The organism is Azospirillum brasilense (assembly GCF_007827815.1).
Taxonomy (GTDB): Bacteria; Pseudomonadota; Alphaproteobacteria; order Azospirillales; family Azospirillaceae; genus Azospirillum; species Azospirillum brasilense_C.
Window position 1 is genome coordinate 110,224 of sequence record NZ_VITH01000011.1, and the last position, 24,016, is coordinate 134,239.

General features: G+C 70.1%; 17 protein-coding genes and 1 tRNA gene. 11 read left to right on the forward strand and 7 right to left on the reverse strand.

From position 1 onward, the window contains the following. Positions 1–15 precede the first annotated feature (15 nt). Together FBZ83_RS22020 and FBZ83_RS22025 are read left to right on the forward strand one after the other, a co-directional pair. Positions 16–1,626, forward strand: a complete 1,611-nt coding sequence (locus tag FBZ83_RS22020) for a class I SAM-dependent methyltransferase (RefSeq protein ID WP_145688747.1) — start codon at positions 16–18, stop codon at positions 1,624–1,626. Next, positions 1,623–5,843, forward strand: coding sequence for a glycosyltransferase (locus tag FBZ83_RS22025; RefSeq protein WP_145688749.1), 4,221 nt, complete (start codon positions 1,623–1,625; stop codon positions 5,841–5,843). The genes FBZ83_RS22020 and FBZ83_RS22025 overlap by 4 nt, the downstream gene beginning before the upstream one ends. A 193-nt stretch (positions 5,844–6,036) precedes the next feature. Here the strand turns inward: FBZ83_RS22025 and FBZ83_RS22030 are convergent. Next, positions 6,037–6,113 (reverse strand) — tRNA-Arg (locus tag FBZ83_RS22030). A 212-nt stretch (positions 6,114–6,325) separates the two neighbouring features. On the opposite strand from FBZ83_RS22030, the gene FBZ83_RS31515 reads away from it, so the two are divergent. From FBZ83_RS31515 to FBZ83_RS22050, 5 genes are all read left to right on the forward strand, one after another. After that, positions 6,326–6,832 carry a hypothetical protein gene (locus FBZ83_RS31515; RefSeq protein ID WP_186466161.1) on the forward strand — a complete coding sequence of 169 codons (507 nt, stop codon included), beginning with the start codon at positions 6,326–6,328 and terminating at the stop codon, positions 6,830–6,832. Between the two features lie 23 nt (positions 6,833–6,855). Then, positions 6,856–7,509, forward strand: coding sequence for a phosphatase PAP2 family protein (locus FBZ83_RS22035; protein ID WP_162801078.1), 654 nt, complete (start codon positions 6,856–6,858; stop codon positions 7,507–7,509). Positions 7,510–7,694: 185 nt separating this feature from the next. Beyond that, positions 7,695–11,090: a DEAD/DEAH box helicase gene (locus FBZ83_RS22040; protein WP_145688753.1), complete on the forward strand. Its 3,396-nt coding sequence runs from the start codon at positions 7,695–7,697 to the stop codon at positions 11,088–11,090. A gap of 108 nt (positions 11,091–11,198) precedes the next feature. Then, positions 11,199–11,738 carry a hypothetical protein gene (locus tag FBZ83_RS22045; RefSeq protein ID WP_145688758.1) on the forward strand — a complete coding sequence of 180 codons (540 nt, stop codon included), beginning with the start codon at positions 11,199–11,201 and terminating at the stop codon, positions 11,736–11,738. Beyond that, the gene (locus FBZ83_RS22050; protein WP_247888425.1) at positions 11,735–12,508 is read left to right on the forward strand and encodes an endonuclease III domain-containing protein; all 774 of its coding nucleotides are present in this window, start codon (positions 11,735–11,737) and stop codon (positions 12,506–12,508) included. Before FBZ83_RS22045 ends, FBZ83_RS22050 begins: the two co-directional genes overlap by 4 nt. A 4-nt stretch (positions 12,509–12,512) precedes the next feature. Here FBZ83_RS22050 and FBZ83_RS22055 read toward each other — a convergent pair whose 3' ends face one another. Then, positions 12,513–12,734: a hypothetical protein gene (locus FBZ83_RS22055; RefSeq protein ID WP_145688766.1), complete on the reverse strand. Its 222-nt coding sequence runs from the start codon at positions 12,732–12,734 to the stop codon at positions 12,513–12,515. Positions 12,735–12,758: 24 nt separating this feature from the next. Continuing rightward, positions 12,759–13,025: a hypothetical protein gene (locus FBZ83_RS22060; RefSeq protein WP_145688774.1), complete on the reverse strand. Its 267-nt coding sequence runs from the start codon at positions 13,023–13,025 to the stop codon at positions 12,759–12,761. Positions 13,026–13,229: 204 nt separating this feature from the next. On the opposite strand from FBZ83_RS22060, the gene FBZ83_RS22065 reads away from it, so the two are divergent. Further along, positions 13,230–15,881: a glycosyltransferase gene (locus tag FBZ83_RS22065; RefSeq protein ID WP_145688783.1), complete on the forward strand. Its 2,652-nt coding sequence runs from the start codon at positions 13,230–13,232 to the stop codon at positions 15,879–15,881. 71 nt (positions 15,882–15,952) lie between these two features. Here the strand turns inward: FBZ83_RS22065 and FBZ83_RS22070 are convergent, their stop codons facing one another. The 4 genes from FBZ83_RS22070 to FBZ83_RS22085 all read right to left on the reverse strand — a co-directional run bounded on the left by FBZ83_RS22070 (position 15,953) and on the right by FBZ83_RS22085 (position 20,223). Continuing rightward, positions 15,953–16,801 carry a hypothetical protein gene (locus FBZ83_RS22070; RefSeq protein WP_145688795.1) on the reverse strand — a complete coding sequence of 283 codons (849 nt, stop codon included), beginning with the start codon at positions 16,799–16,801 and terminating at the stop codon, positions 15,953–15,955. A gap of 87 nt (positions 16,802–16,888) precedes the next feature. Then, positions 16,889–17,239, reverse strand: coding sequence for a hypothetical protein (locus FBZ83_RS22075; protein WP_145688802.1), 351 nt, complete (start codon positions 17,237–17,239; stop codon positions 16,889–16,891). A 72-nt stretch (positions 17,240–17,311) separates the two neighbouring features. Continuing rightward, positions 17,312–17,761 (reverse strand): hypothetical protein, encoded by a 450-nt coding sequence (locus FBZ83_RS22080; protein ID WP_145688810.1) that lies wholly within the window; start codon positions 17,759–17,761, stop codon positions 17,312–17,314. Positions 17,762–17,994: 233 nt separating this feature from the next. Further along, a complete protein-coding gene (locus tag FBZ83_RS22085; protein WP_145688818.1) occupies positions 17,995–20,223 on the reverse strand; it encodes a type IA DNA topoisomerase in 2,229 nt (742 codons plus the stop codon). A gap of 45 nt (positions 20,224–20,268) precedes the next feature. Between FBZ83_RS22085 and FBZ83_RS22090 the strand changes: the two genes are divergently transcribed. From FBZ83_RS22090 to fusA, 3 genes are all read left to right on the forward strand, one after another. Beyond that, positions 20,269–21,054: a trypsin-like serine peptidase gene (locus FBZ83_RS22090; protein ID WP_247888426.1), complete on the forward strand. Its 786-nt coding sequence runs from the start codon at positions 20,269–20,271 to the stop codon at positions 21,052–21,054. 112 nt (positions 21,055–21,166) lie between these two features. Further along, on the forward strand, positions 21,167–21,514 hold the full coding sequence (locus tag FBZ83_RS22095; protein WP_145688826.1) for a RidA family protein: 348 nt from the start codon (positions 21,167–21,169) through the stop codon (positions 21,512–21,514). Between the two features lie 229 nt (positions 21,515–21,743). Then, complete coding sequence (gene fusA / locus FBZ83_RS22100) at positions 21,744–23,885, forward strand: elongation factor G (RefSeq protein WP_109138411.1); 2,142 nt, start codon at positions 21,744–21,746, stop codon at positions 23,883–23,885. The last annotated feature ends 131 nt before the right edge of the window (positions 23,886–24,016 follow it).

The window sequence follows — 24,016 nt, forward strand, 5'->3', positions numbered from 1 at the left end:
CCACGGGACATCGGAATGGCGTTCGAGTTGAACTGGGATGGGCACGCGACCCTGTCCGCGTCCTGCCCCGCCTGCGGGCATGCCGGCTCCATGGACCGTGTGGTGACCGCCATTGGTCCGGCACTGCCGCCGGATGGCTTTCCCGTGCATGCCTGCGCTGCTTGCGGATCGCTGGTCTGCCCGACGCTTCTCAAGGGACAGCCGGCGCCATCCGCGCCGTCTCCGGCGGAGATGACGCCATCCGATTTGGCGCCAGTCGAGGACGCGGCGGTGCTGGGCTGCGACGAACTGGCCGTTGCGTTCTACCTTGAACAGGGGGCGGGACTGCTGTCCATGGCCGGCCAGCTGGGCGGCGTGGAGCCACGGCGGGTGCGCCGCTTTCTGGACGTCGGGTGCGGCTTCGGCTTCTCGCTGGACATCGCCCGGACGATGTTCGGGTGGGAGGTCCAGGGCGTCGATCCTGGTCCGTTGGCCCGGACCGGAGCCGCGACGCTCGGCCTCCCGATCTCGCACAAACTGCTTCCCCCGGTTCCGGCCGCCGGGGAAGAGCCGTTCGACCTTGTTTTCGCGAGCGAGGTGATCGAGCACGTTTGCGACCCGCAAGAGCTGGCGGCGTCCCTGCGGGCGCGGCTGGCTCCGGGCGGAGCGTTCCTGCTGTCGACGCCCAACGCTGCGGCGGTGAGCCGGCACACCTCGCTGGCCGTGTTGGTTCCGGCCTTGAGCATCGGGCACCACGTCACACTGTTCTCGCGCGCCGGGCTGGAATCCCTGCTTCGCCGGGTTGGCTTTACGGCCTTCTCGGTGGTGGAGACGCCAGCGACGCTGTTCGCCGTGGCCGGTCCGGACGCCGCCGCCTTGCCCGATCCGCTGCAGCCGCGGGGGCATGCGCTGTACGACGCCTATCTGGCGCGCCGTGCCGGTGATTTCGCGGCCAGCCACCCGCTGGGGCTCGGCCTGCGCCAGAGGATTCTGCGCCGGGCCACCCAGACCGGGGCCATCGTCGCGGCGCTGCCCGTCGGCAGGGAGGTCGCGGACGCGGTGTGCGCCGGCTGGGGAATTGATCTGGCCAACCCGGACGCGATCCTGGCCGATCCGCCGCCGGATGCCACGCCGGACGCCTACCATGACACGGCGCCCTTCTGCCTTCCCGGCCTGCTGCTGTGGCAGGGGATCCTGGCTTGGCGGCGGGAGGACGATCCGGCGCGGGCCGGGCGCCTGTTCGAAGCGGCCGCGCTTGTCGCCGACCGAGCCCGCGCGGCGTTGCGCCGCATCGGTGCCGATGATGGCGATACGGCGCGCGTCGGCTGGGAAGCCCGCGTCTACGCCGCCCAGATGCTGACCCGCCGCTGGCCGGAAGAAGCGGAGCGCCGGCTGCACGCAGCCCTGGCGACGGATGCGCCGCCCGAGGCCGTGATGCCGACGGATTTGCGGGTGGAACTGGCGCTCCGCGTCTTCGCGGGGCTGGCCGAATCAGGGCACGAGGCCATGGCGCGCCGTCTGGCGCCCCTGGTCGCGGCAACGCTGCCGGGGGACACGCCACGCGTTGCACGGGCACGCGACCTCGCCTGCCGCTGGCGCGACGAGGCTGCGTCGCGGCGGGGGACCGGCGGCGGAACGCAGCCATGACCCGCCGCGTCGGGACCCCGGCCTTGTGCGATGGCCTGACGCCGCTCGACACGCACTGCGCGGTCTGCGGCGCGGCCGGTCCACACGCCGCCATCGGGCGCATCGGGGACGCACGCGCGCCGGATTGGACGACCGGTGTCTGTCGGCGCTGCGGGCGCGCCTTCCTGGCCGGCCGCGCCGGCGACGGGTGGGCCGCGCTCGCCGCGCATGAAGCGGTTGCCGGCCTGGACGACCTGCCCGCCCCTGACGACTACGACGCGTGGGTGCGGCGCTACGACCGGCTCGGCGCGCCGGAAATGGCTTGGTTCGCCCGGCGTTCGGCCGATCCCGCGTTGCCGTCACTGCGTGTCCTTACGGTCGGCGATTCCGATCCCTGTCCGGGCGCGGTGGACGCGGAACTTCTCATTCTCCTGCACCCCCAGGCGCGCCTGCGACCGCACGCGCCCTACCTGTTCGCGGAGGCGGCGCGGCTTCATCCGGAGGCCGTCCTGTTCTACGGCGACGAGGACCGGATGGCCGCCGACGGGCGCCGCGAACGCCCCTTCTTCAAGCCGGCTTTCAGCCGTGATCTCTACGCGGAGCTGGACCTGCTGGCCGGCTGCTGCGCGGTCCGCACGGCGGCGCTGGCCACCCTTGGGGGGGCGGGCGCGCGGGCGCTGGTCGAGCGCCTTGCCGCGACCGCGCCGCGCGGCGGCGTGGTCCACATCCCGCATGTGCTGCATCACGCTTTGTCCGACGCGGCGCTGTCGCGCCGCCGCCGCTTGCCGGACGCGCCGATCCCGTTGCCGGTGGCGGCCGACGTCGGAACGGTTTCCGTCATCATCCCAACCCACAACCAGGGCGCGTTGCTGCGCGCCTGCGTGGACAGCCTGTTCCGCCTCAACCCGCAGACGGCGATCGAGCTGATCATCGTCGACAACAGCCGCTCGCCCGACTACCGAAAGGCGGTGGAGGCCGCGGCACCCGCCGGCCGCACCGTCATCCTGGACTGGCCGGAGCCCTTCAATTTCGCGCGCATGATGAACGCCGCGGCAGCGCGTGCCAGCGGCCGGACGCTCTGCTTCCTCAACGACGACACCGAGGGCGTGGCGGAGGGGTGGCTGATGGCGATGGCGCGGCACGCGCTTCGCCCGGACGTCGGGGCGGTCGGCGCACGGCTGCTGTACCCGGACGGATCGGTCCAGCACGGGGGCGTCCTGCTCACCGGGGCTTCGGGGGCCACCCATCTGCATCTGCGTGTACCGGCCGGCTCCGACGGGCATGGTGGTCTCGCCGGCCTGCGCCAGGAGGTTTCCGCGGTGACCGCCGCCTGCATGGTGGTGGAGCGGTCCCGCTTCCTGTCCGCCGGCGGCTTCGACGAGGAGGCCTTCGCCATCAATTTCAACGACGTCGACCTGTGCTTGCGGCTGGCATCGCGCGGGCTGGCGTCGCTCTACCTGCCGGAGGCGACGCTCCTCCACCATGAATCGGTGTCGCGTCGGGCGTCGGGTGCCGGTATGGCGGACGAGCGGGGACGGCGGGAATTGAACCGCCTTGTTGCCCAGTGGAATTTGGCCGGGAGGCCGGACCGCTACCACAACCCGAACCTGAGCATCGCCCTGCTCGACGGCGCGTTCGCCTTTCCACCGCGGGTTGCGCGTCCCTGGTTGGAGCACGGTGACGGACGGGGACCCGATGTGGGCAGCGTCCGTCCCCGTCCCGCCGATCCTGCCCCGCCCCAATCGGCGGAGGCGGGGGCGGACCGACGGTTGCGGAGAATGGAGGCCGCCCGGCGCTCCTGCGACGACGGCCGGGGCGACGAGGCGACGCGGGCGGCTTTGGCCGTGCTCGCCGATCCAGGCACCCCCCGGCCGATGGCCGCCGCCGCCGCCGCCGTCCTCGCGTTGTGCGCCGAGCGGTCGGGGGCGCGGGCGGTCGCCGAGTTGCTGATGCGAAACGCCGTCGGGCTCGATCCCACCCGCGCCGAGCACCTTCACAATCTGGGCAACCTGCAGGCCCGCGCCGGGCTTCTGGAGGAAGCGCGACGCACCTACGAGGGCCTGCTGGCAATGCGTCCCGATTTCCTGGAGAGCAGCCGCAGCCTGGCCGCCGTGTGCGAAGCGCTGGGCCAGGGCAGCCGGGCCGTGGCGTTGCTGTCCGCCGCCTGCTTCCACGTGCCGCATCGGACCGACCTGTGGTTGGCGCTGCTCGATACGGCGTGGCGCGCCGGTCATCTGGCCGATGTTCTCACCGCGGTCGGGCAAGTGGAACCAGTACGCGGGCTGGCTTTCGCACAGGCGGTGTTCCGGACATTGTCCATTCCGCACCGCGTCAGCCTGGTCGACCGGGAGGCTGCCGCGCGCAACCTTGACCTTGCCGGCCACACGGGCGCACCCGGTCCCGCGGAGGTCGCGCGGCAGCGGCGCGCGGTTCTCGGCGACGGCGTTCCGGAAAGGCCGACATCGACCGCCTGGATCGCGGCGGCCGACCGTCGGCTGCAACGACGGGTGGCCGCGGCGAGCGAGGCGGTCGACGGGGCCTCGGCCGTGCGCTTTTCCGTCGTCCTGCCGGTCTACAAGCCGGTTCCGGGCGATCTGGAGCGCGCCATCGACAGCGTGCGGCGTCAAAGTCACCCGAATTGGGAGTTGTGCATCGCGGACGACGCCTCCGGCGATCCGGACCTCACCGCCCTGCTGGCGCGCCGCGCGGCGGAGGATTCGCGGATCCGCGTGGCGGTGCGGCCGGAGCGTGGACACATTTCCGCGGCCAGCAACTCCGCGCTCGCGCTTGCGACCGGCGATTACGTTGTGCTTCTCGACCAGGACGACGAACTGGCCCCGGAGGCGTTGTTGCTGGTCGCCGACACCGTGCGGCGGGAAGGCCGGCCGGACATCGTCTTCTCCGACGAGGACCGTCTGACCGGCGCTGGGCAGCGGTTTTCCCCCTGCTTCAAGAAGGGGTGGGACCCCCTTCTGATGCTGCATCAGAACGCGGTTTCCCACCTCGGCGTGTTCCGGCGCGATGCCGTGCTGGCTGTTGGCGGCTTCCGCGTCGGCTATGAGGGCGCACAGGACCACGATCTGGCGTTGCGCGTCATGCGGCGGCCGACCGGTGGCGCGCCGCCGCGGGCGGTGCACATTCCGGCGCTGCTCTACCATTGGCGTGTCGGCGAAAACTCCACGGCGCTGTCGCTCGATGCGAAGCCCTACGCCATGGCGGCGGGCTGCCGGGCGGTCCAGGACCATCTCGACCAACGCCATCCCGGTTGCCGTGTGACAGCGCTCAAGTCGCAGGGTGGCTACCGGGTCCTCTGGGCGGAGCCGGCATCGCCGCCGCTGGTCAGCATCATCCTCACCGACACGGTGGACGCGGCCGCTGGCCGCGCGATCCGGGAGCAGATCGCCTTCTTCGGCCGGTGGCTGCGGGTGGAGATTCTGTTGCATCGGCCGGACGGCACGGCGCTCCGCATCGGCGAGGACGGCCGCGAAGATCCGCTCGGGCCTGCGGCGGCAAAGATGCCGCCGGGCACCGTGGCGAGGGGAGGAACACCCGCCGGACGGGCTGTCCTCGCCGCCGCGGCGGAGGGCGCGCTTCTCCTGTTCTGCCATTCGGTCGTGCGCTTCGACCAACTGGACTGGCTCGACGAACTGGTGCGTTTCATGGTGAACACCGACGTGGTGGCGGCTGGGCCCAAGCTCGTCGACGGAACCGGACAACTGGTCAGTTGCGGCCTGCTGCCGGACCGCCGCGTCCTGGCTTGGCGGGTCGGCCACGGCGCGTCGGCCCTCAGTCCGGGCTATTTTGGCCGGCTCGCTTTCAACCATCACGTTGTCCTGCTGGATGAGCTGTGTCTTCTCGTCCGGCGTGACGCCGTGGTGCGCAGCGGCTGGGGGGACGGGGCGGGGACGTACCGCAATTCGCTCGATCTGCTCGATCTTTTGATGCGGTTGCGGGAGGACGGCGGGACCTGCGCGGTGGTGCCAAGCGCGCTTGCCCTTCTGGACGCACCGGGCAAGTTCAATGTGGCCGTGCTCGCGCACGCCGACCCACAGGACACCGGGCGTTTCCTGCACCGGTGGGGGGAGCGCCTCGATCCGGAGTCCGTTCACAACAAGAACCTATCCCTCGGCGCGGATTGCTTCCGGTGCCGGACGGACGATGATCCGGGAGAGGCTGTCATGGATCGAAGCCCGGTCGTGGACGGGCGCTGTCGGGATGCTGTCGTGACGACGCGTTGAAGGCGGTGTCGTGTCCCGGTCAGCGTGACCGTCCCGGCGGCGTCGAGCAGAGTGTGGTCGGCCGACTCGGGACGGCTGGCGTCGGTCGGCAGGGCGGGCTGGGCTGGTTGCTTCGGCGTGGTGCGGAAAAACAAAAAACGCCGTCGGATCAGGCGATCCAACCGCGTTCGACGCAACATTTTGTGAGAGAGAGTGGCGCGCCCGAAGAGATTCGAACTCCTGACCCCCAGATTCGTAGTCTGGTGCTCTATCCAGCTGAGCTACGGGCGCTTCTCTCTGCCGCGGCGGCGGCGAGGCCGTCGTCTGCGGTGGCGCGGTTTTTAATCGGGGCTCGACCGGAAGGCAACCAAAATCGTCCGGCTCGTGAAATTTTTCCGGCAAGGGGATGTCAGCCCTTTGACGGACTCCAGAATGGCGGCGGTTGGGCTTACCTTTGCGTGGAGAGCGACCAGCCAGAAGGGCATTTGAGAACAGCTATGGGCATGACGTTTCTGAGCCGCGCCGCTATGGGGCCGGTGGGGTTGCTGACGGCGCTTTCCGTGACGGCGACGATCGGGGCGGCGGCAATCGGGACGGCACAGGCGGCGGACGACCGGTCCGGAGCCGCGGTCCTGGTCTCCGCGGCCATCGGCAACGAGGTCGTCCAGATGGTCGAACTCGGGCCGAAGGTCATCCAGGTGACCGTCAACGACCGCGTCGTCTACGAGGACCGCGAGGGGCGCACCGTGTCCTTCGTGAACGCCTACAACATGGAAGGGCGCTGGCTGGTGCTGCTTCAGGAGAGCGTGGACGGCAAATGCGCCGCGCGCTTCCGCGTGCTCGACCTCGGCGGAGCCAAGGCCTCCGTCTCGCTGCCGTTCGGGACCTGCAGCGACGCGCCGAAGGTGGAGCAGGCCGACCGGACACTGACCGTCTCGCTGCCCGCGACCGACGGAAAGAGCACGGCGGCCTGGAACTACCGGGACGGAATGCTCGTTCGCATGCGCTGAATGGAAAGGGAGCGGCGAGGACCGTGGGACATCTGAACCTCTGGCACGTCAACAAGGCGATCTCGCTTCTCGGCAGCACGTCCTTCGTGCTGCCGGTGGCGGGCATCCTGATCGTGATGCTGTGGCGCCGCCATTCGGCGGTCTCGGCGGCGCGCTGGCTGGCCGTGCTCGCCATGCTGATGGGCTCGGTGGCGCTTCTGAAGATCCTGGGGCACGCCTGCGGCATCCGCCTGTTCGACGACCGGCTGACCAGCCCCAGCGGCCACGCCGCCCTTGCCGCCGCCGTCTATGGGGCGGTCGGGGTGATGGCGGCGCGCTCGCTGGACGGCTGGCGGCGTGGCGTGGTGGTCCTCGGCGCCCTCGGCCTGGTGGTGGGGGTGGCGGCCTCGCGCATCCTGCTGCGCTACCATTCGGTGACGGAGGTGGTGGTCGGTCTCGTCCTTGGCGGGCTGGCGGTGGCGGCCTTCGCGCAAAGCTTCAACCGGCTCACCCCGTCGCGCCTGAACCTCAGCCCGCTGGTCCTCGCCCTGGTCGTCCTGTTTGGCGTCGCCACCTACGCGCTCGGCGATCGCACCAACGCGGAACCGATGCTGAAGCATTTCGCTTACTTGTTGCGTGAGGAATCGCCGGTCTGCGGCCCGATGCTGCCGCTGAACAGTTTCCTGGAACGGCTGTGACGGTTTTTTTCCTTTCCGGATGTGGTCGTCGTCCATGGCTGGACTTCGCTGGACTTGGCAACCGGAATGTTTGCCTTGTGGTGCCGGTTGAGGGTTGAGAGCGGGCTTGCGACGGGGCATGGTGTGGGCTTATACCGACGCCCCCGTTCCTGACCCGTTCTGCTTTTCGGTATCCCTTCCGGCCCATGTCGCTGTTCGGTTCCCTTCCTCGCGCCGCCGCCACCGCCAGCGCGACGGTCTCCTTTTCGCAGGAGGATCTGGCGCGCGTCTTCGATGCGAAGACGCTGCAGCGCGGCCGCACGCTCATCCTGACCGGGGCAGTGACGCTGCTGGAGGCAGAGGCGCGGATCGTCGCCGCCGTGACCGACCTCGGCCGGAGCCTGTCGGTGACCGTCGTCCCGGTGCGCGGGCGCAGCCGGGTGGTCTTCGACAAAAGCTGCACCTGCGGGCGCAACGCCTGCGCCCATATGGCCGCGGCGGCGCTGATGACGCTCGACGCCCGTCCGGAAGGGCGGCAGATGTCCCTGTTCGACGCGCCCCCGGCGGCCCATCCGGCGGGTGAACCGCCGACGCTCCAGGCGGTTCCTGATGCGGCCCCCGCGCCGCCGCCGGTTCCGGAACCGGTGCCCCCGCCGCCGCCCGATCCGGTGCTCAGCGTCCGCTGGACCCTGGAGCCGGGCAAGGACGAGGCGGCCATGTTCGTCTCCGCCGTGATCGCGGTGGAGGGGGCGGGGGAGGGCGACGACGTGTCCACCCCGGCCAGCCCGCGCGATGTGCTGGCCCGCGCGCCGCGCAGCCTGGACGGCGACGTGGACCGCGCCATCGCCCGGCTGCTCGGCGGTGGCGGGGTGGTGCGCACGCCGGTCGCCAAGAGCCGCGGCGACGTGGTGGACCGCATCCTGCGTCGGCTGCTCGGCTGCGGGCGGCTGCGCTGGCGCGGCGGCACGATGCTGGCGGAGGGGGCGGGGATGACCATCCGCGCCTTCCGCGACCCGGCGACGCGCAAGCTGCGCCCGACCGGCCTGCCGCCCGGCGCCGCGCTGATCAAGGGGTTGGGCTACTGGTGCGTCGATCCGAAGGCCGGCACCGTCTGCCCCGTCGAATTGCAGGTCGTCGAGGTGCCGAAGCCCAAGGCCGCGGTTCCCCCGCCCGCCGTCAAGGCAGCGCCCACGAAGGCGGTCCTCTCGAAAACGGTCCCCCTGAAGGCCGCCGCCCGGCCGGCAGCGGCCCGGTCCGTGCCCGAGCGCCCGGACTTCCCGGCGGCCTCCGCCTTCGCCGCGGGCATGCCCGGCGGCGTGCGCATGGGCTCTGACCCCGCCGCCACCATCGTCGAGCGTGACCCGCGCGTCGTCGCCCGGCTGGGCCGGGTGGTGTCGCCCGATGGCGGTCTGGTGGACGTGCTGCGGCTGGCCTTCGACTATGGCGAGGAAGATTCCCCTTCCGAGATCGAGCCCGACGACCAGCGCCAGTTTGCCCGCGTCGAGGAACCGGCCGGTGCGGTCTTCGTCCGTCGTGACAAGGCGCTGGAGCAGGGGGCGCTGGAAAGGCTGGCCGCCTTCGGCTTCGCCCAGGCGCGCATCGAGCCGCCCAAGGGTCAGTTGAACGCCCGCGGCACCCGCGTCCACTGGCTGACCGGCAAGGACGCCGAGGAGCGCTGGTCGGCCTTCCTGACCACCGAGGTGCCGGCCCTGCGCAAGGACGGCTGGACCGTCGAGATCGGCGCCGACTTCGGCACCCGCGTGGTCGAGGCGAACGAGGAGGTCGCGGTCGCCGTGCGCGACTCCGGCGACGGCTGGTTCGACCTCGACGTCGGCGTGGAGATCGACGGGGAGCGCCGCGCCCTGCTGCCCATCCTGGCGACGCTGATCGAGCGCGGCGGCATGGAGGCGACCCGCGTCATCGACGGGCGCGCCCATCTGGTGCTGGACGACGGCAACGTGCTGGCCCTGCCGGCGGAGCGGGTCGAACGGCTGCTCAGCGTCCTGGAATCCATGCTCGACAGCGGCCGGCGGCTCGACGACACGCTGAAGGTGCCGCTGACCGAGGCCGACGGCCTGCTGGACATCGACGATCTGATCGCCCGGCGCACCGAGGACACCGGCCAGATCGACCGCTACCTGCGCACCATCCAGGAGCAGGAGATGCCGGCGGAGATGGACCCGCCGCCGGGCTTCCAGGGGACGCTGCGCGACTACCAGCGCGTCGGCCTCGCCTGGATGCAGGGGCTGCGGGCCAACCGGGTCGCCGGCATCCTGGCCGACGACATGGGCCTCGGCAAGACCGCGCAGACGCTGGCCCACATCGCCCTGGAGGAGCAGGAGGGCCGGCTGACCGATCCCAGCCTCGTCGTCGTGCCGACAAGCCTCGTCCCCAACTGGGTGGCCGAGGCGCAGCGCTTCACGCCGCACCTGCGGGTGGTCGTGCTGCACGGGCTGGACCGGCACGAGAAGCTGGGCGACCTCGACCGCGCCCACATCGTGGTGACCACCTACGGCGTGGTCGGCCGCGACGTCGAGATGCTGAAACGCCGGACCTGGCACCTGCTGATCCTCGACGAGGCGCAGGCCATCAAGAACCCGGACAGCAAGGCGACGCGCGCCGTCTGCGCGCTGAACGCCCGCAACCGGCTCTGCCTGTCCGGCACGCCGGTGGAGAACAATCTCGGCGAGTTGTGGAGCCAGTTCGCCTTCCTGATGCCGGGCCTGCTCGGCGACCGCAAGGAGTTCGGGCGCCGCTACCGCACGCCCATCGAGAAGCGTGCCGACGGCACCCGCGCCAAGCAGTTGATGCGGCGCATCCGCCCGTTCCTGCTGCGCCGCACCAAGGAGGCGGTGGCCAAGGAACTGCCGCCGAAGACCGAGGTGGTGGTGCGCATCGATCTGGAACCGGCGCAGCGCGATCTCTATGAGACCATCCGCCTGTCGGTGAACGAGACGGTGCGGGCGGCGCTGGCGGTCAGCGGCGTGTCGCGCAACGCCATCACCATCATCGACGCACTCCTGAAGCTGCGGCAGGTCTGCTGCGACCCGCGTCTGGTCAAGATCCCCGCCGCCGGCAAGGTGAAGGAGACCGCCAAGCTCGACGCCCTGACCGACATGGTGATGGAGATGGTGCCGGAAGGCCGGCGCATCCTGATCTTCTCGCAGTTCACCTCCATGCTCGACCTCATCAAGCTGCGGCTGGAGGAGGCGAAGATCGGCTATGTCGAGCTGACCGGGCGCACGCTGGACCGCGCCGAGCCGGTCAACCGCTTCCAGAACCGCGAGGTGCCGGTCTTCCTCATCAGCCTGAAGGCGGGCGGGCGCGGCCTGAACCTGACGGCGGCGGACACGGTGATCCACTACGATCCCTGGTGGAACCCGGCGGCCGAGGATCAGGCGACCGACCGCGCCTACCGAATCGGGCAGGACAAGCCGGTCTTCGTCTACAAGCTGATCGCCGCGGACACGGTCGAGGAGCGCATCCTCGACCTGCAACGGCGCAAAGGAAACCTGTCCGACGCAACCATCGAGGGCAGCGGTCTCATCAGTGCACTTGAAGGCGGGGACATCGACTATCTGCTGGGTAGGGCGGCGGACTGACCGCACCCTCGGGATTACCGCCCTTCCCGGTCTGGCCTTCACGGCGCCTTGGCATAGATGCTTGATGACGAAAGCATCGCGTTCGTTTCCCTTGCAACGGGGAGGGCCATGGCATCGACGAAGCGGGACACCGCACCCGATCCGGAACGGCTCATCGGCGCGTGGCGCGACGCCGCCGCGGACGCCCGCCGTTGGCGTGACGATCCGGACCGCGTGGCCGCCCTGCGGGCGGCGCGCACCCGGCTGCATCAACCGCCACCACCACCGCCTCGCCCGCCCCAGCGGGTGCTGGCCGACGAGCTGCGCGCCGCCCGCGCCGCCTGGGAGGAGGGGCAGGGGCTGGACGGCTCCGCCCGTGCCCTGGCCTACGCCAACCTGAAGCGCTGGGAGCCCGGCCTGTTCGGCTACAGCGAGACGCAGCGGTCCACCGCCGGCAAGATCGCCGCGTCGGAAGCCGCGGAGTCGCGGCGCGACGAGCAGGAGCGGGCGGAGGCCCAGGCTCTGCTTCGTGCCTTCCGCCGCGTCCAGGAGCGTGCCCGCAACACAGCCCGCGCCGTGCAAGCCGACCCCCGAGCCCGCGCCATGGCCGCGGACGAGGGGCTGATGCTGCCGGAGGGCGGCCGGTCGGGCGGTGTGACGGCCCCGTGAAGCGCCGCCTCAAGGCCAACGACGATCAGGCGTCCTTCGCCCTGTCGCCCACGGCTTTGCCCGATGAGAAGCTGCTGGAGATCCACCGCCGGCTCTGCCTGATCTTCGGCTGCCCGATCGCCTATTTCCGCGCACTCGACCCGCTGAGCGAACTGGTGTCCTCGCTGCTGTCGCACCGCACGCGCAACGCGGCGTCGGGGGCGGCCTTCCGCGCCTTGCGGGCGCGCTGGGGGGAGGACTGGGAGGCGGTGCGCGACGCCGATCCGGCGGAGGTGCAGACGGTCATCGCCGGGGTGACGTGGCCGGAGCAGAAGGCGCCCCGCATCCAGGCGATCCTGCGGCGGATCACCGAACTGCGCGGCGGGCTGTCCCTGGATTTCCTGGCGGAGATGACGGTGCCGGAGGCGCGGGCCTGGCTGCAGGCGCTTCCCGGCGTCGGCCCGAAGACCAGCGCCGCGGTGATGAGCTTCAGCAGTCTGCGCCGTCCCGCCCTGCCGGTGGACAGCCACCATCACCGCGTCGCGGTGCGCACCGGGCTGATTCCTCCCAACGTGGCGGTCGGTCCGTCCCACACCGTTCTGGAGGCCCGGCTTCCTCCAGAGTGGACGGCCCAGCAGATCTACGACCATCACGAGGTGATGATGCTGCACGGGCAGCGGGTCTGTTTCTACCGCAACCCGGCCTGTGAGCGGTGCGCGCTGCTGGATTTGTGCCCGGAGGGGCAGGGGCGGATGGCGGGTGGGCCATCGCCCCAGGAAAGCCGGAAATAGGAAGTCAGGTGGCCTCGCCCGCCTTGCCCTTGTAGTTTTCGGCTTGGCGGCGGTCGTCTTCCAATTCGCGCGCCATCTCCCGGTCGATCTTCGGGTCGATGGATTTGGCTTCGTCCGCCAAGCCCTTGGCTTTGCGCGTGTCGCCCTGGGCCGCCGTTTCTATGGCCTCTTCGGCGAGATCGTGGGCTTTGCGGTGTTCTGGGCTCTGTTCATGCTTGCCGGTCATAAATGTCTCCTTGCCGAAAGAACGTCAATTGATGAGCGAGGGCGGGCGGCGCATGCCCGGCAGGGGGGAGGGGTTGCTGCGCTGCGGCCGCTCGCCACCAGAGGCGGCCTGTTCGGCGGCGTCGAGCATGGCTTCGGCCTGCCTCTGCACGGCGGCGGCGCGGGCCTGGTCCATGGGGTCGGTGCTTTCCTTCCGGACATAGCCGGCGGCCTGCTCGGCGAGGTCGAGGGTTTCGACCACCTCGTCCATCGTTTCCTCCAGCGCGGTCACATCGACCTTTTTGCCGGTCATTTCGTCGTCTCCGGTCGTTGCGGTTGGTGATGCCAACAGGAGCGGGACGGCGGCCGTTCCCGATTTGGTAATCCCGGCGGCTCCCAAAAAAAACGGGCCGAAAAAAATCGACGCGGGTGCGGGAATAGTTTTTTGCAGCGCACGTTCGTCTGTGTGTCCGGTGGCGCCCGCCACCCATCCTACCCAGGCTTGCGAAATCCCCACATGAGCAACCCGAAGCGTTCGATCCGGTCTGCGGCCTTGGCCGCGGCGATGCTCGCCGTGACTGCCGGCCACGCGTCCTTCTGGTCCTGGCGCAACGCGCCCACTCCTGTGGACGCCGTGCCGGGTCGCATCGAATCCGTCTCCTACTCCCCGTCGGGCCGCAGCTACGACCCGAACCACCAGCCGGTGGTCGATGCGGTGGAACTGGACCGCGACATGACCGCCATCGCCGGCTTCGCCGACGGTGTTCGCACCTACTCCACTCTGGGCTCCCAGGGCGACGTGCCGGCCATCGCCGCCAAGCATGGCCTGGACGTCACGCTGGGCGTCTGGCTGAGCGACGACAAGGCGCGCAACGAGCGCGAGGTCGCCCGCGCCATCGTGCTGTCGCGCACCGTGCGCGGCATCGAGCGCGTGGTGGTCGGCAACGAGACGCTGCTGCGCGCCGAGCTGACCGACGCGGAGCTGGCTTCCTACATCCGCCGCGTCCGCGCCGGCGTGCCGAAGCACATCAAGGTCGGCACCGCCGACGTGTGGTCGGAGATCGTCAAGGCCAAGGAGACCATCGCGGCGTCCGACTACATGGGCGTCCACGTCCTGCCCTACTGGGAAGGCGTGCCCGTGGAGAACGCTCTGACCTGGATCCGCGACCGGCTGGACACCGTGCGCAAGGCGCATCCGGGCAAGCCGCTGTTCGTAGGCGAGGTGGGCTGGCCGTCGGGCGGCGAGAACTTCCACGACGCCTACCCGACGCCGCAGGCCCAGGCCTTCGTCGTCCGCAACTTCGCCGCCGAGGCGGGGATGCTCGGCATCGACTACAACGTGGTCGAGGCGTTCGACGGCGTGTGGAAGTCCAGCATCGAAGGCTCGCCCGGCCCGACCTGGGGCGTGCTCGACGCCGACCGCGCGCCGAAATGGCCGCTGGCCGGCGACGTCCCGGCCCCCTGGGGCGACCGTGCCGGCGCCGCCGTGGCGCTGGCCCTCGGCCTCGCCTTGTCGGCCTTCGCCGCCTTCCGCCGCCGCACCAACATGACCTACGCGCTGGCCGCCTCGGTGGGCGCCAACATCGTCGGCTTCGGCGTCGGCTCGGCGGTCGCCGGCGCCTACGCGGAATACTTCACCTTCGGCGCCGCGACCACCTGGGGCTCCGCCTTCCTGCTGGGCGCCCTGATGATGTCGGTGGCCTTCGCCGACCTGACCGAGGTGGCCCGCCGCCTGTTCACCGGCCGCGCCCCGGCCCTGCTGCCGCGGGTTCCCGCGGTGCCGGAGCACAAGCCGATGGTGTCGGTGCACATCGCCGCCTGCCGCGAGCAGCCCGACGTGCTGGCCGCCACGCTGACCTCGCTGGCCCGCGTCGACTACCCGGACTACGAGGTGGTCGTCCTCATCAACAACACCGAGGACGAGGCGCTGGTCCGCCCGGTCGAGGAGCTGTGCGCCGAGCTGGGTCCGAAGTTCAAGTTCCACTGGTACAAGAAGATTTCCGGCTTCAAGGCCGGCGCGCTGAACGCCGCGCTGCGCCACACCGATCCGCGCGCCGAGATCGTCGCCGTGCTCGACGCCGACTACACGGTGGAGCCGGACTGGCTGAACAAGCTGGCCCCGACCTTCGCCGACTCGCGCGTCGGCATCGTCCAGGCCCCGCAGGAGCACCGCGACGGTCATGAGACGCCGCTGAAGGCCGCCATGACCGCCGAGTACCGCCCCTTCTTCGACGTCGGCATGCAGGAGGGGCTGACGTCCCAGGCCTTCGTCTGCCACGGCACGATGATCATGCTGCGCCGCTCCGCCATGGAGCAGGTCGGCGGTTGGTCGGAAGAGGGCATCTGCGAGGACACCGAGCTGGGCATCCGCATCCTGTCGGCCGGCTACCGCGCCGCCTACACGGACGAGCGGCTGGGCCAGGGCCTCGCCCCCGACAACTTCATGCAGTTCCGCAAGCAGCGCGACCGCTGGGTCTTCGGTTCGACCCAGATCCTGCGCGCCCACTGGCGGAAGTTCCTGCCCGGCGCCACGGAGCTGACGGTCGGCCAGAAGATCGGCTACCTGACCAACTGGGCGCGCTGGTGGTCCGACGCGGTGGGCGTGCTGGCCGCCGGCGCGGCGGTCACCTGGACCTTCGCGTCGCTGGTCCTGCCGCTGCACCTGCCGCCGGTCCAGGCCACCGCCGCGGTGCTGGGCGCCCTGGTCCTGCGCGCCGGGTCGAGCCTGCTGGCCTCGCGCTACGCCTCCGGCAACTCGTGGAAGGAGAGCTTCGGGGCCTGCGCCGTCGGCATGGCGCTGTCCACCACGGTGGCGCTGGCTGCGCTGCGCGGCGTGGTCCGCAAGCGCGACGCCTTCCGCGTCACCGCCAAGGGCGGCAAGCGGACCCAGGGCGCCTTCTGCGCCAAGCCGGAAGCCTGGCTGTCGGGTGCGCTGCTGGTCTCCGCGGTGACGGCGTGGTTCGCCAACCCGCTGGGCACCCTGTCGCTGGAGCTGTGGGCGATCCTGCTGACGGCGATGGCCGTGCCCAACCTGATGGCCGTGGGCCTCGCGATCGGCGACATGCTGCCCGCCGGCACCCCGCGCCTGGCGCCGCTGCCCGCCCCGCAGGGCGTGGTCCAGCCCGCCGCCGCGCAGGCCAAGGGCGCCAACGAGCCGGTCGCCGCGTAACCGCGCAACTCTGAACGGAGAAAGCCCCCTTGCCGTCGGCAAGGGGGCTTTTTCATGCCTGGGGGGAGGGCTCAGCGCTTGCCCTTCTTCCCCTGGATGCTGGTGATCTGCTGGGAGGCAAAGTTGCCCTGGCCCATGGCGGCGTTGAAGGCGGTGCCGACGTTGTTGAACTGGATGCCGCCGCTGGCCAGCGCCGCGGGCAGATGCGGCAGCGGGCCGAAGTTGCTCATCACCGGATCGAAGAAGCCCTCGGGCGGCGGGCCGCCGTTGCCGGTGGTCACGCCCGGCTGGGGCTTCGGGGTCGGAGCCTTGACCGGCGCCGGGGCCGAGGCCTGCACCGGAGCGGCGGCCTGGACCGGGGAGGCTGTTTGTCCCGAGGAGACGGGCGCCGCGGCCTGCTCTGAAACATTGCCACCAGCGACACCGCCCCCAGCGGACCCGTCGCCGCCCTGGATGACGTACTGTTCCGTCACGTTGCTGTCGCCGAAGGACAGGGCCAGCGAGCTGTCGAAGTTGTTCACGATGAAGGGCGCGTCGATGAAGGTGAAGTTCGGCACGATGGATTCCGGCGGCGGCTGGCGGCTGGCGGCCAGCGCCTGTCCCTTGTTGAAGCCGCCCAGGAAGCCGGCGTCGCCGCGGATCTTGGCAATGGCCTGCTGGTGGGTGGCCTGCCGGCTGACGGTGGGGTTGGTCACCGTCGCCCCCGGAGGCGCGCCGCGCCGGGCGGCGTTGACGAAGACGGGCTGGCGCGGCAGCAGCGGCGGCATCCCCATGCCCATCCCCATCGACATGCCGACCGCCGCGCCGAGCTGCGGGTTGACGGAGAAGCCGCCGGCGTCCTGGGCGGCGGCGCCCCCGCCCAGCAGCGCCAGGGCGGCGAGGCCGGACAGCAGCGGCGCGAAGCGGCGGATGCGGATCATGGCGGGGCTCCTCTGTTCGGCGGTGTGCGCTGATCCTAGGGCGGCCGACCGGGGAGCCGCTGTGAGGCGGACCACAGCTGGGGCGCTTTACGCCTCTTCCTCAAAAGGGAAGTTCTTGCCGAAGGGGTGGTCGGGCATCGGGGTGGCCTGCGGAGGCAGCGGCGGCATCGGCATCGGCTTGAGGTCCGGCTGCGACGGGCCGCGGCGGCAGGCGGTGTGGCCATTGACGGTCTCGCAGGTCAGCGCGCCCGGCCCGGTCACGCAGGTCGTCCGGTCGTTGACCGTCTGGCACGACAGCGAGCCCGAACCGCGGCTGCACACCGTCTTCCCGTTGACCGTCTGGCAGGCGAGGTTTTCGGCGGCGGCGGTCTGCGGGGTTCCGGCCAGGGTCAGGATGGCGGCGAGCGCACCGAAGACCGGCAGGGCGAAGCGGAGCATGGCGGCAGTCCTCCAATGAGGAGTCCGAATAGGGGGCGCCGCCGCGTGGGGCGGCGGCGCCGGATGGGTGGATCACTGGGCCTTGAAACCAAACAGGTTCTGCCCGGCGGCGTTGCCGATGCCGGCGGCGACGTTGGTCGTCACCCCGACGTTGGTGTCGAGCAGGCCGCCCTTGCCGAAGCCGAAGGTGACTCCGGTGACGTTCTGCTTGGCCTTGTTGCCGATGCCGGCGGCGACGTTGGTGGCGACGCCGACGTTGGTGTTCACCAGCGACCCGCCGGTGCCCTGCTGCATGGTGAAGACGTTCTGCTTGGCCTTGTTGCCGATTCCCGCCGCGAGGTTCGTGGCAACGCCGACGTTGGTGCTGGAGAGCGACGGCGCCGCGGCGAAGGGGCTGCCGAAGCCCGGCTGCATCATCATCGGGTTGACCGGCACGCCGCCGGTCTTGAGGTCGTTGGCGAAGGCGTGGGGGGCGGCGAGCAGCGTGGTGGCGGCGACGGCGATCAGGGTCAGGCGGCGCATGGGCTGGGTCTCCTCCGGAGGGGTGTGGCCGTGTGTGGCTCGATGTCCGTGGAGGAGAGGGTAGGCGGATGCCGCTTCCGCCGCTGTGGCCTGGTCCACAGTCGGGGGGTGATTTGGAGATGTTTGGGAAACTGTGGCCCCCTCCCTTACCCTCCCCCGCTGTCGCAGGGGAGGGGACCGTTCTCCCTCCCCTGCGACAGCGGGGGAGGGCCGGGGAGGGGGCAATCAGGCGCTCAGCGCGCGTGCTGATCCAGGAACTGGCGGCAGGAATCGAAGTCCTGGAGCACCGTGTCCGACAGCTCGACGCCCTTGCGGTCGGCGAGGCTGCGGGCGAAGGCGACCATCTTGTCGGTCGGGGCCTTGCGCCGCGCCCCGCTCGACGGTGCGGCGGTGGCCGGCGGGACGGCGGCCACCGGGCTGATCGAATCCGGAACCTCCGGCGCGGCCTTCGCCTTGCGGCTGCGACGGGGCGTCTTCGGGGCTTCGCCGTCCACGCCGACGGCGGCGACCGCCGCCTTGCGGGTGCGGGTGCGCGGCGGCGCTCCGGCGGCGCGCGGGCTCGTGGAGCGACGGCGCCCGGCGCCCCGTCCGGCGCGGATCGGGCCGCCGCGCACGCCGAGGTCCACCGCCGGCCCTTGGTTGCCGACCAGAACGCCGATCAGCCGCCCGGCCTCATCGGCGATGCCGTCGATGACGCTGCGGAAATCGGCGCGTCCGACCACCACCTCGTCCAGCCGCATTTCCCACAGGGCGGTGGTGCCGGGATCGACCAGCGTGGGGGCGGCGCCGCGCAGAGTCTCGAACAGCTGCAGCCCGGCGGGGGTGGGCACCAGCCACTTGCCGTCGGCGCCCAGCAGGTTCTGCCGCCGCAGGCCCTTGATGATCTCGGCGCGGGTGGCCGGGGTGCCGATGCCCTTGGCCTCCTTCAGCCGGTCGCGGAGCGCCGGGTCCTCGACGAAGCGCCAGGCGTTCTGCATGGCGTCGACCAGCGTGCCCTCATTGTAGCGCGGCGGCGCCTGGGTCCGCTTGGCTTCCACACGGGGGTCGGACAGGCGGGCGGGCTCGCCGTCGGCCAGCGGAGGCAGGGTCTGCTCCTCCTCCTTTTCGTCGGGCTTGCCGTCCGTCTCGGCGGAGCCGAAGGCCGCCTTCCAGCCGAGCTTCAGCGGGATGCGCCCAACCGCCCGGAAGACCACCGGCTTGCCCTCGACCGGCACGTTCATCAGGACGGTGGTCTGCCGGTACTCGTAGTCAGGCATGACAGCGGCGAGGTAGGAGCGGCAGATCAGCGCGTAGAGCCGCTTCTCATCGTCGGTCAGGCGGTTCAGCCGGCTTTCCAGATCGTCGAGCACGTTGACGTTGGGCACGATGGCGTGGTGCGACACGCCCTCCAGCGCCTTGTCGCAGAAATGGCCGGACTTGCCGCGGCGGATCACCGGGCGGGAAATGTCCAGATGGGCGAAGCCGCGCAGCCGGGTCAACGCCCCTGTGATCGCCGGGACGTCGGCGATCTGGTTCTCCGACAGATAGCGCGCCTCGGCGCGCGGGTAGGTGATGAGCTTCTTGCCCTCGCCGTCGTAAAGCTCCTGCGCGACCTCCAGCGTGCGGTCGGCGGTCCAGCCCCAGCGCTGGCCGCAGGTCTTCTGCAGAGCGGGCAGGTCGTAGAGCTTCGGCGGGGCCTGCCGCCGATCCTCCACCGTCACCGACAGCGGCCCGCCATGGCCGTCGGCGGCGCGGGCGATGGCCTCGGCGCGGGCGCGGTCCTTGATGCGGTCCTTCGGCGGCGGAGCGTGGCGCATCAGGAACGAGCCGCCCGCGGCGGTGGCCGTCGCCACGACCTCGAAATAATCCTCCGGCTTGAAGTTGCGGATTTCCAGCTCGCGCAGGCAGACGATGGACAAGGTCGGCGTCTTCACCCGCCCGATGCCGATCACCCCGCGCGTCCCCGGTGCCAGCAGCGTCTTGGTCGCCGTGCGGGTCAGGGAGAGGTTGAAGATCTGGTCGGCCTGCTGGCGGGCCACCGCCGCCTCGTAGAGCGGGCGAAGCTCGTTGTTCGGCTTCAGCTTGGCGAAGGCGTCGCGGATCGTCTTGGGGTCCTGGGCGGTGAACAGGGCGCGCTGCACCCGCCCGCGGAAGCCCAGATGCTCCAGGATCTCCTGCCCGATCAACTGGCCCTCGCGGTCGCAGTCGGTGGCGAGGATGACCTGGTCGCACCCCTTCAGCGCCGCCTTGATCGCCGCCAGCTTCGCCGTTTTGTTACCGCCGCTGTCCGGCCGGGTCGGGTAGAGTCCGTCGGGCTTCAGCAGGGTGGGCGCCCAGCGCTTCCAATCCGGGTTCACCTCGTCCGGTTCGGCCAGACGCAGCAGGTGCCCCTCGGCCGGCAGGATGCGCCCGTAGCGATCCCCCAGCGCGGCGCGCAGGTCCTTTGCCTGACTGGATTTTTCCGTGATGATGAGCGTGGCCATGACCGCCATGGTAAGACGAACATGAAAACGTATCAAGAACACTTGATGGCTGTCCTGCGCGGACTCGTGGTCGCCGCGCCGCTTCTCGCGGCCGCCCTCCCGGCGGCGGCGCAGAACCCGCTGCTGCCGGGGATCGGGGCGAAGGACCGGCGGGTGGTGGTCGACGCCGGCCACGCGCCGTGGAACAGCCTCGTCAAGGTGCAGAGCAATCTCGGCGCGCGCTGCACCGGCGTGCTGGTGGCGCCGCGCCGGGTGGTCACCGCCGCCCATTGCCTGCTCAACCGGGCGCAGCGCTTCCTGCCGGCCTCCTCCCTGCACGTGCTGTTCGGCTACGAGCGCGGGGAGTACCGGCAGCACCGCGCCGTCGCCGCGCTGGAGACCGGCGGCCCCTATGACAAGGAGCGGCGGCTCGACGGGCTGGTCGGCGACTGGGCGGTGTTGACGCTCGACGGCGACGCGCCGGAGGGGATGCCGCCGCTGCCGCTCGCCCGAGTCCCGCCGGAATTCGGCACGCCGCTGATGCTGGGCGGCTACAGCCAGGACCGGGCGCATCTCGTCACCGCCGACACCGCCTGCGCGGCGCGCGGCATCAACGACACCGACCGTGGGCCGCTGCTGGTCCATGATTGCGATGGGACGCGCGGGGTGAGCGGGGCGGCGCTGTTGGTCCGGACGTCCAACGGGGACGGGCAGGGCGATGGGGCGGGGGAGGGCTGGGCGGTGGCCGGCATCGCGGTGGCCGCGGTCAGCGGTCCGAACCCGCGCAACATCGCCGTGCCGAGCGCCGCTTTCGTGGCCGCGGTCGAAGGAAATACGCCTTCTTTGCGGTGATGCACGGGCGCGGGGCAGCTTTGAGCGGTGGCGCCTCATTTTTTGCTAGGCCCCTGGACGTGAATCGCATAGACGTACGCGCGTTCAAGACCCCGTAACCGGAGCCGTACCGATGTCGATCCAGCGCTTCCATTCCGGACCGCGCATGAGCCAGATGGTCATCCACAAGGACACGGTCTATCTGGCCGGCCAGGTGGCCAACGATCCGACTCCGGACGTGGAGACGCAGACCCGCCAGATCCTGGGCCAGATCGACGCCCTGCTGGCCGAGGGCGGCTCCGACAAGAGCAAGCTGCTGTCCGCCACCATCTATCTGACGGACATGTCCACCTTCGGCGCGATGAACAAGGTGTGGGAAGCCTGGGTCGATACGGCCAACCCGCCCGCCCGCGCCACCGTGGAAGCGAAGCTCGCCGCGCCGGAGTATCTCGTTGAAATTCAGGTGACGGCGGCCAAATAAGCTGCGTGACGGGGCGACCCGGCTCCCTCGGTTGGGGTTTGCCGGCGTGGCCCACCAGACTGTCAGGGCCGCGTGCTTCGAAAAAATCCGGAAGGCTTGACCTTCCGGATTTACAGAACGTTAATCACGCCTTAACAGATCATCCGTAAAACCCCGACCAACCTCTGCCGCCGGAGCGGACGACCGTCGTTGCGCTTCGATAGCTGCGTTACAGTAATGGATTCGCAACATGCCGCGCCAAACGCCTCTTTCTGACATCCGGAACATCGGCATCATCGCCCACGTCGATGCCGGCAAGACGACGACCACCGAGCGCATCCTGTACTACACCGGTCGTAAGCACACGATCATCGACGTGCACGAGACGAAGGACCTGAAGTCCTCGACGACGACCGACTACATGGAGCAGGAGCAGAAGCGCGGCATCACGATTCAGTCGGCTGCCGTCTCGACCTTCTGGCGCGGCAAGAAGATCAACGTCATCGACACCCCGGGCCACGTGGACTTCACCATCGAGGTGAACCGCTCGCTCCGCGTGCTCGACGGCGCGGTCGTCGTGTTCGACGGCGTGGCCGGCGTGGAGCCGCAGTCCGAGACCAACTGGCGCCTCGCGGACAACTACAACGTCCCGCGCATCTGCTACGTCAACAAGATGGATCGTTCGGGTGCGAACTTCCAGCGTTGCGTCGGCATGATCAAGAGCCGCCTGAACGCCCGCCCGGTCTGCATCCAGGTTCCGCTGGGCTCGGAAGACAACTTCCGCGGCATGGTCGACCTGATCGAGATGAAGGCGTACGTCTGGTTCTCGGACGACAAGGACGCCAAGTGGGAAATCTGGGACATCACCGACGATCTGGCGAGCAAGCTCAACCTGACCGTCAAGGAAGACCTGGACAACATCGCCAGCATCCCGGCCCTGCGCGCCGAGCTGGTCGACACCGCGCTCGAGATGGACGACGCGGCGATGGAAGCCTACCTGGAGTCGGGTGAGGAGCCGTCGGCCGACGTGCTGCGCACCTGCCTGCGCAAGGGCACCATCACCAGCACCTTCACCCCGGTTCTCTGCGGCTCGTCCTACAAGAACAAGGGCGTCTGCCAGGTTCTGGACGCGGTCGTCGACCTGCTGCCGGCCCCGACCGACGTCGAGGCCATCAAGACGGTGGACGAGGACGGCAACCCGAACGGTGAGCGTCTCAGCTCCGACGACGCGCCCTTCGCGGCGCTGGCCTTCAAGGTGCTGAACGACACCTACGGCTCGCTGACCTTCGTGCGCGTCTACTCGGGCGTTCTGACCAAGGGCATGTCGGTCCTGAACACGACCCGCGGCAAGCGCGAGAAGATCGGCCGTATGGTCGAGATGTTCGCCGCCCAGGCCAACCCGATCGAGGAAGCCCGCGCCGGCGACATCATCGCGCTCGTCTCCCTGCAGGAGACGGACACCGGTGACACGCTCTGCGACGCCGCCCACCCGGTGATCCTGGAGCGCATGCGCTTCCCCGACCCCGTCATCAGCGTCTCGGTCGAGCCGAAGACCAAGGGCGAGCAGGAGAAGTTCTCCATCGCGCTCGGCAAGATGGTTCGTGCGGACCCGTCGCTGCGTCTGGAGACCGACCGTGAAACCGGTCAGACCATCCTGCGCGGCATGGGCGAGCTGCACCTGGAAGTGACGCTGGACCGTCTGCGCACGGAGTTCGGCGTGGAAGGCAACATGGGCAAGCCCCAGGTCGCCTACCGCGAGACGATCACCAAGCCGGTCGAGTACACCTACACCCACAAGAAGCAGACCGGCGGTTCGGGCCAGTTCGCTGAAGTCAAGATCGTCTTCGAGCCGCTGGAGCGTGGCGAGGGCTTCGTGTTCAAGGACGAGACGGTCGGTGGCACGGTGCCGCGCGAATACGTCCCGTCGGTCGCCAAGGGCCTGGAAATGCAGAAGGAAGAGGGCGTGCTCGCCTCCTATCCGACTGTGGACTTCCGCGCCCGCCTGGTGGATGGCAAGTACCACGACGTCGACTCGAACGCCCTGACGTTCGAAATCGCCGCCAAGGCCTGCTTCCGTGAGGCCCTCAAGCAGGCCGGTCCGATCCTGCTCGAGCCGGTCATGAAGGTTGAGGTCGTCACCCCGGACGATTACCTGGGCGACGTCATCGGCGACGTGAACCGCCGCCGCGGCACGGTGCTGGGCCAGCTTGAGCGTGGCACCAACATCGCCGTGGAGGCTCATGTGCCGCTGAACGAGATGTTCGGCTACATCGGCCAGCTCCGCGGCATGACCTCGGGCCGTGCGTCCTACTCGATGGAGTTCAGCCACTACGAGCCGGTGCCGCGCAACGTCACCGACGAGATCGTGGCGGGCCGCAGCAAGGCCGCCTGATAACGGGCTGCTGCTTTCAGGGGAAGGGGCCGGCGAAGCGATTCGCCGGCCCTTTTTCTTTGTCCGGCGGGAACTTTGCCGGCTCCACCCCGGCCGGATGAGGGATTCTTCTTGCGGCGATACCACTTTCG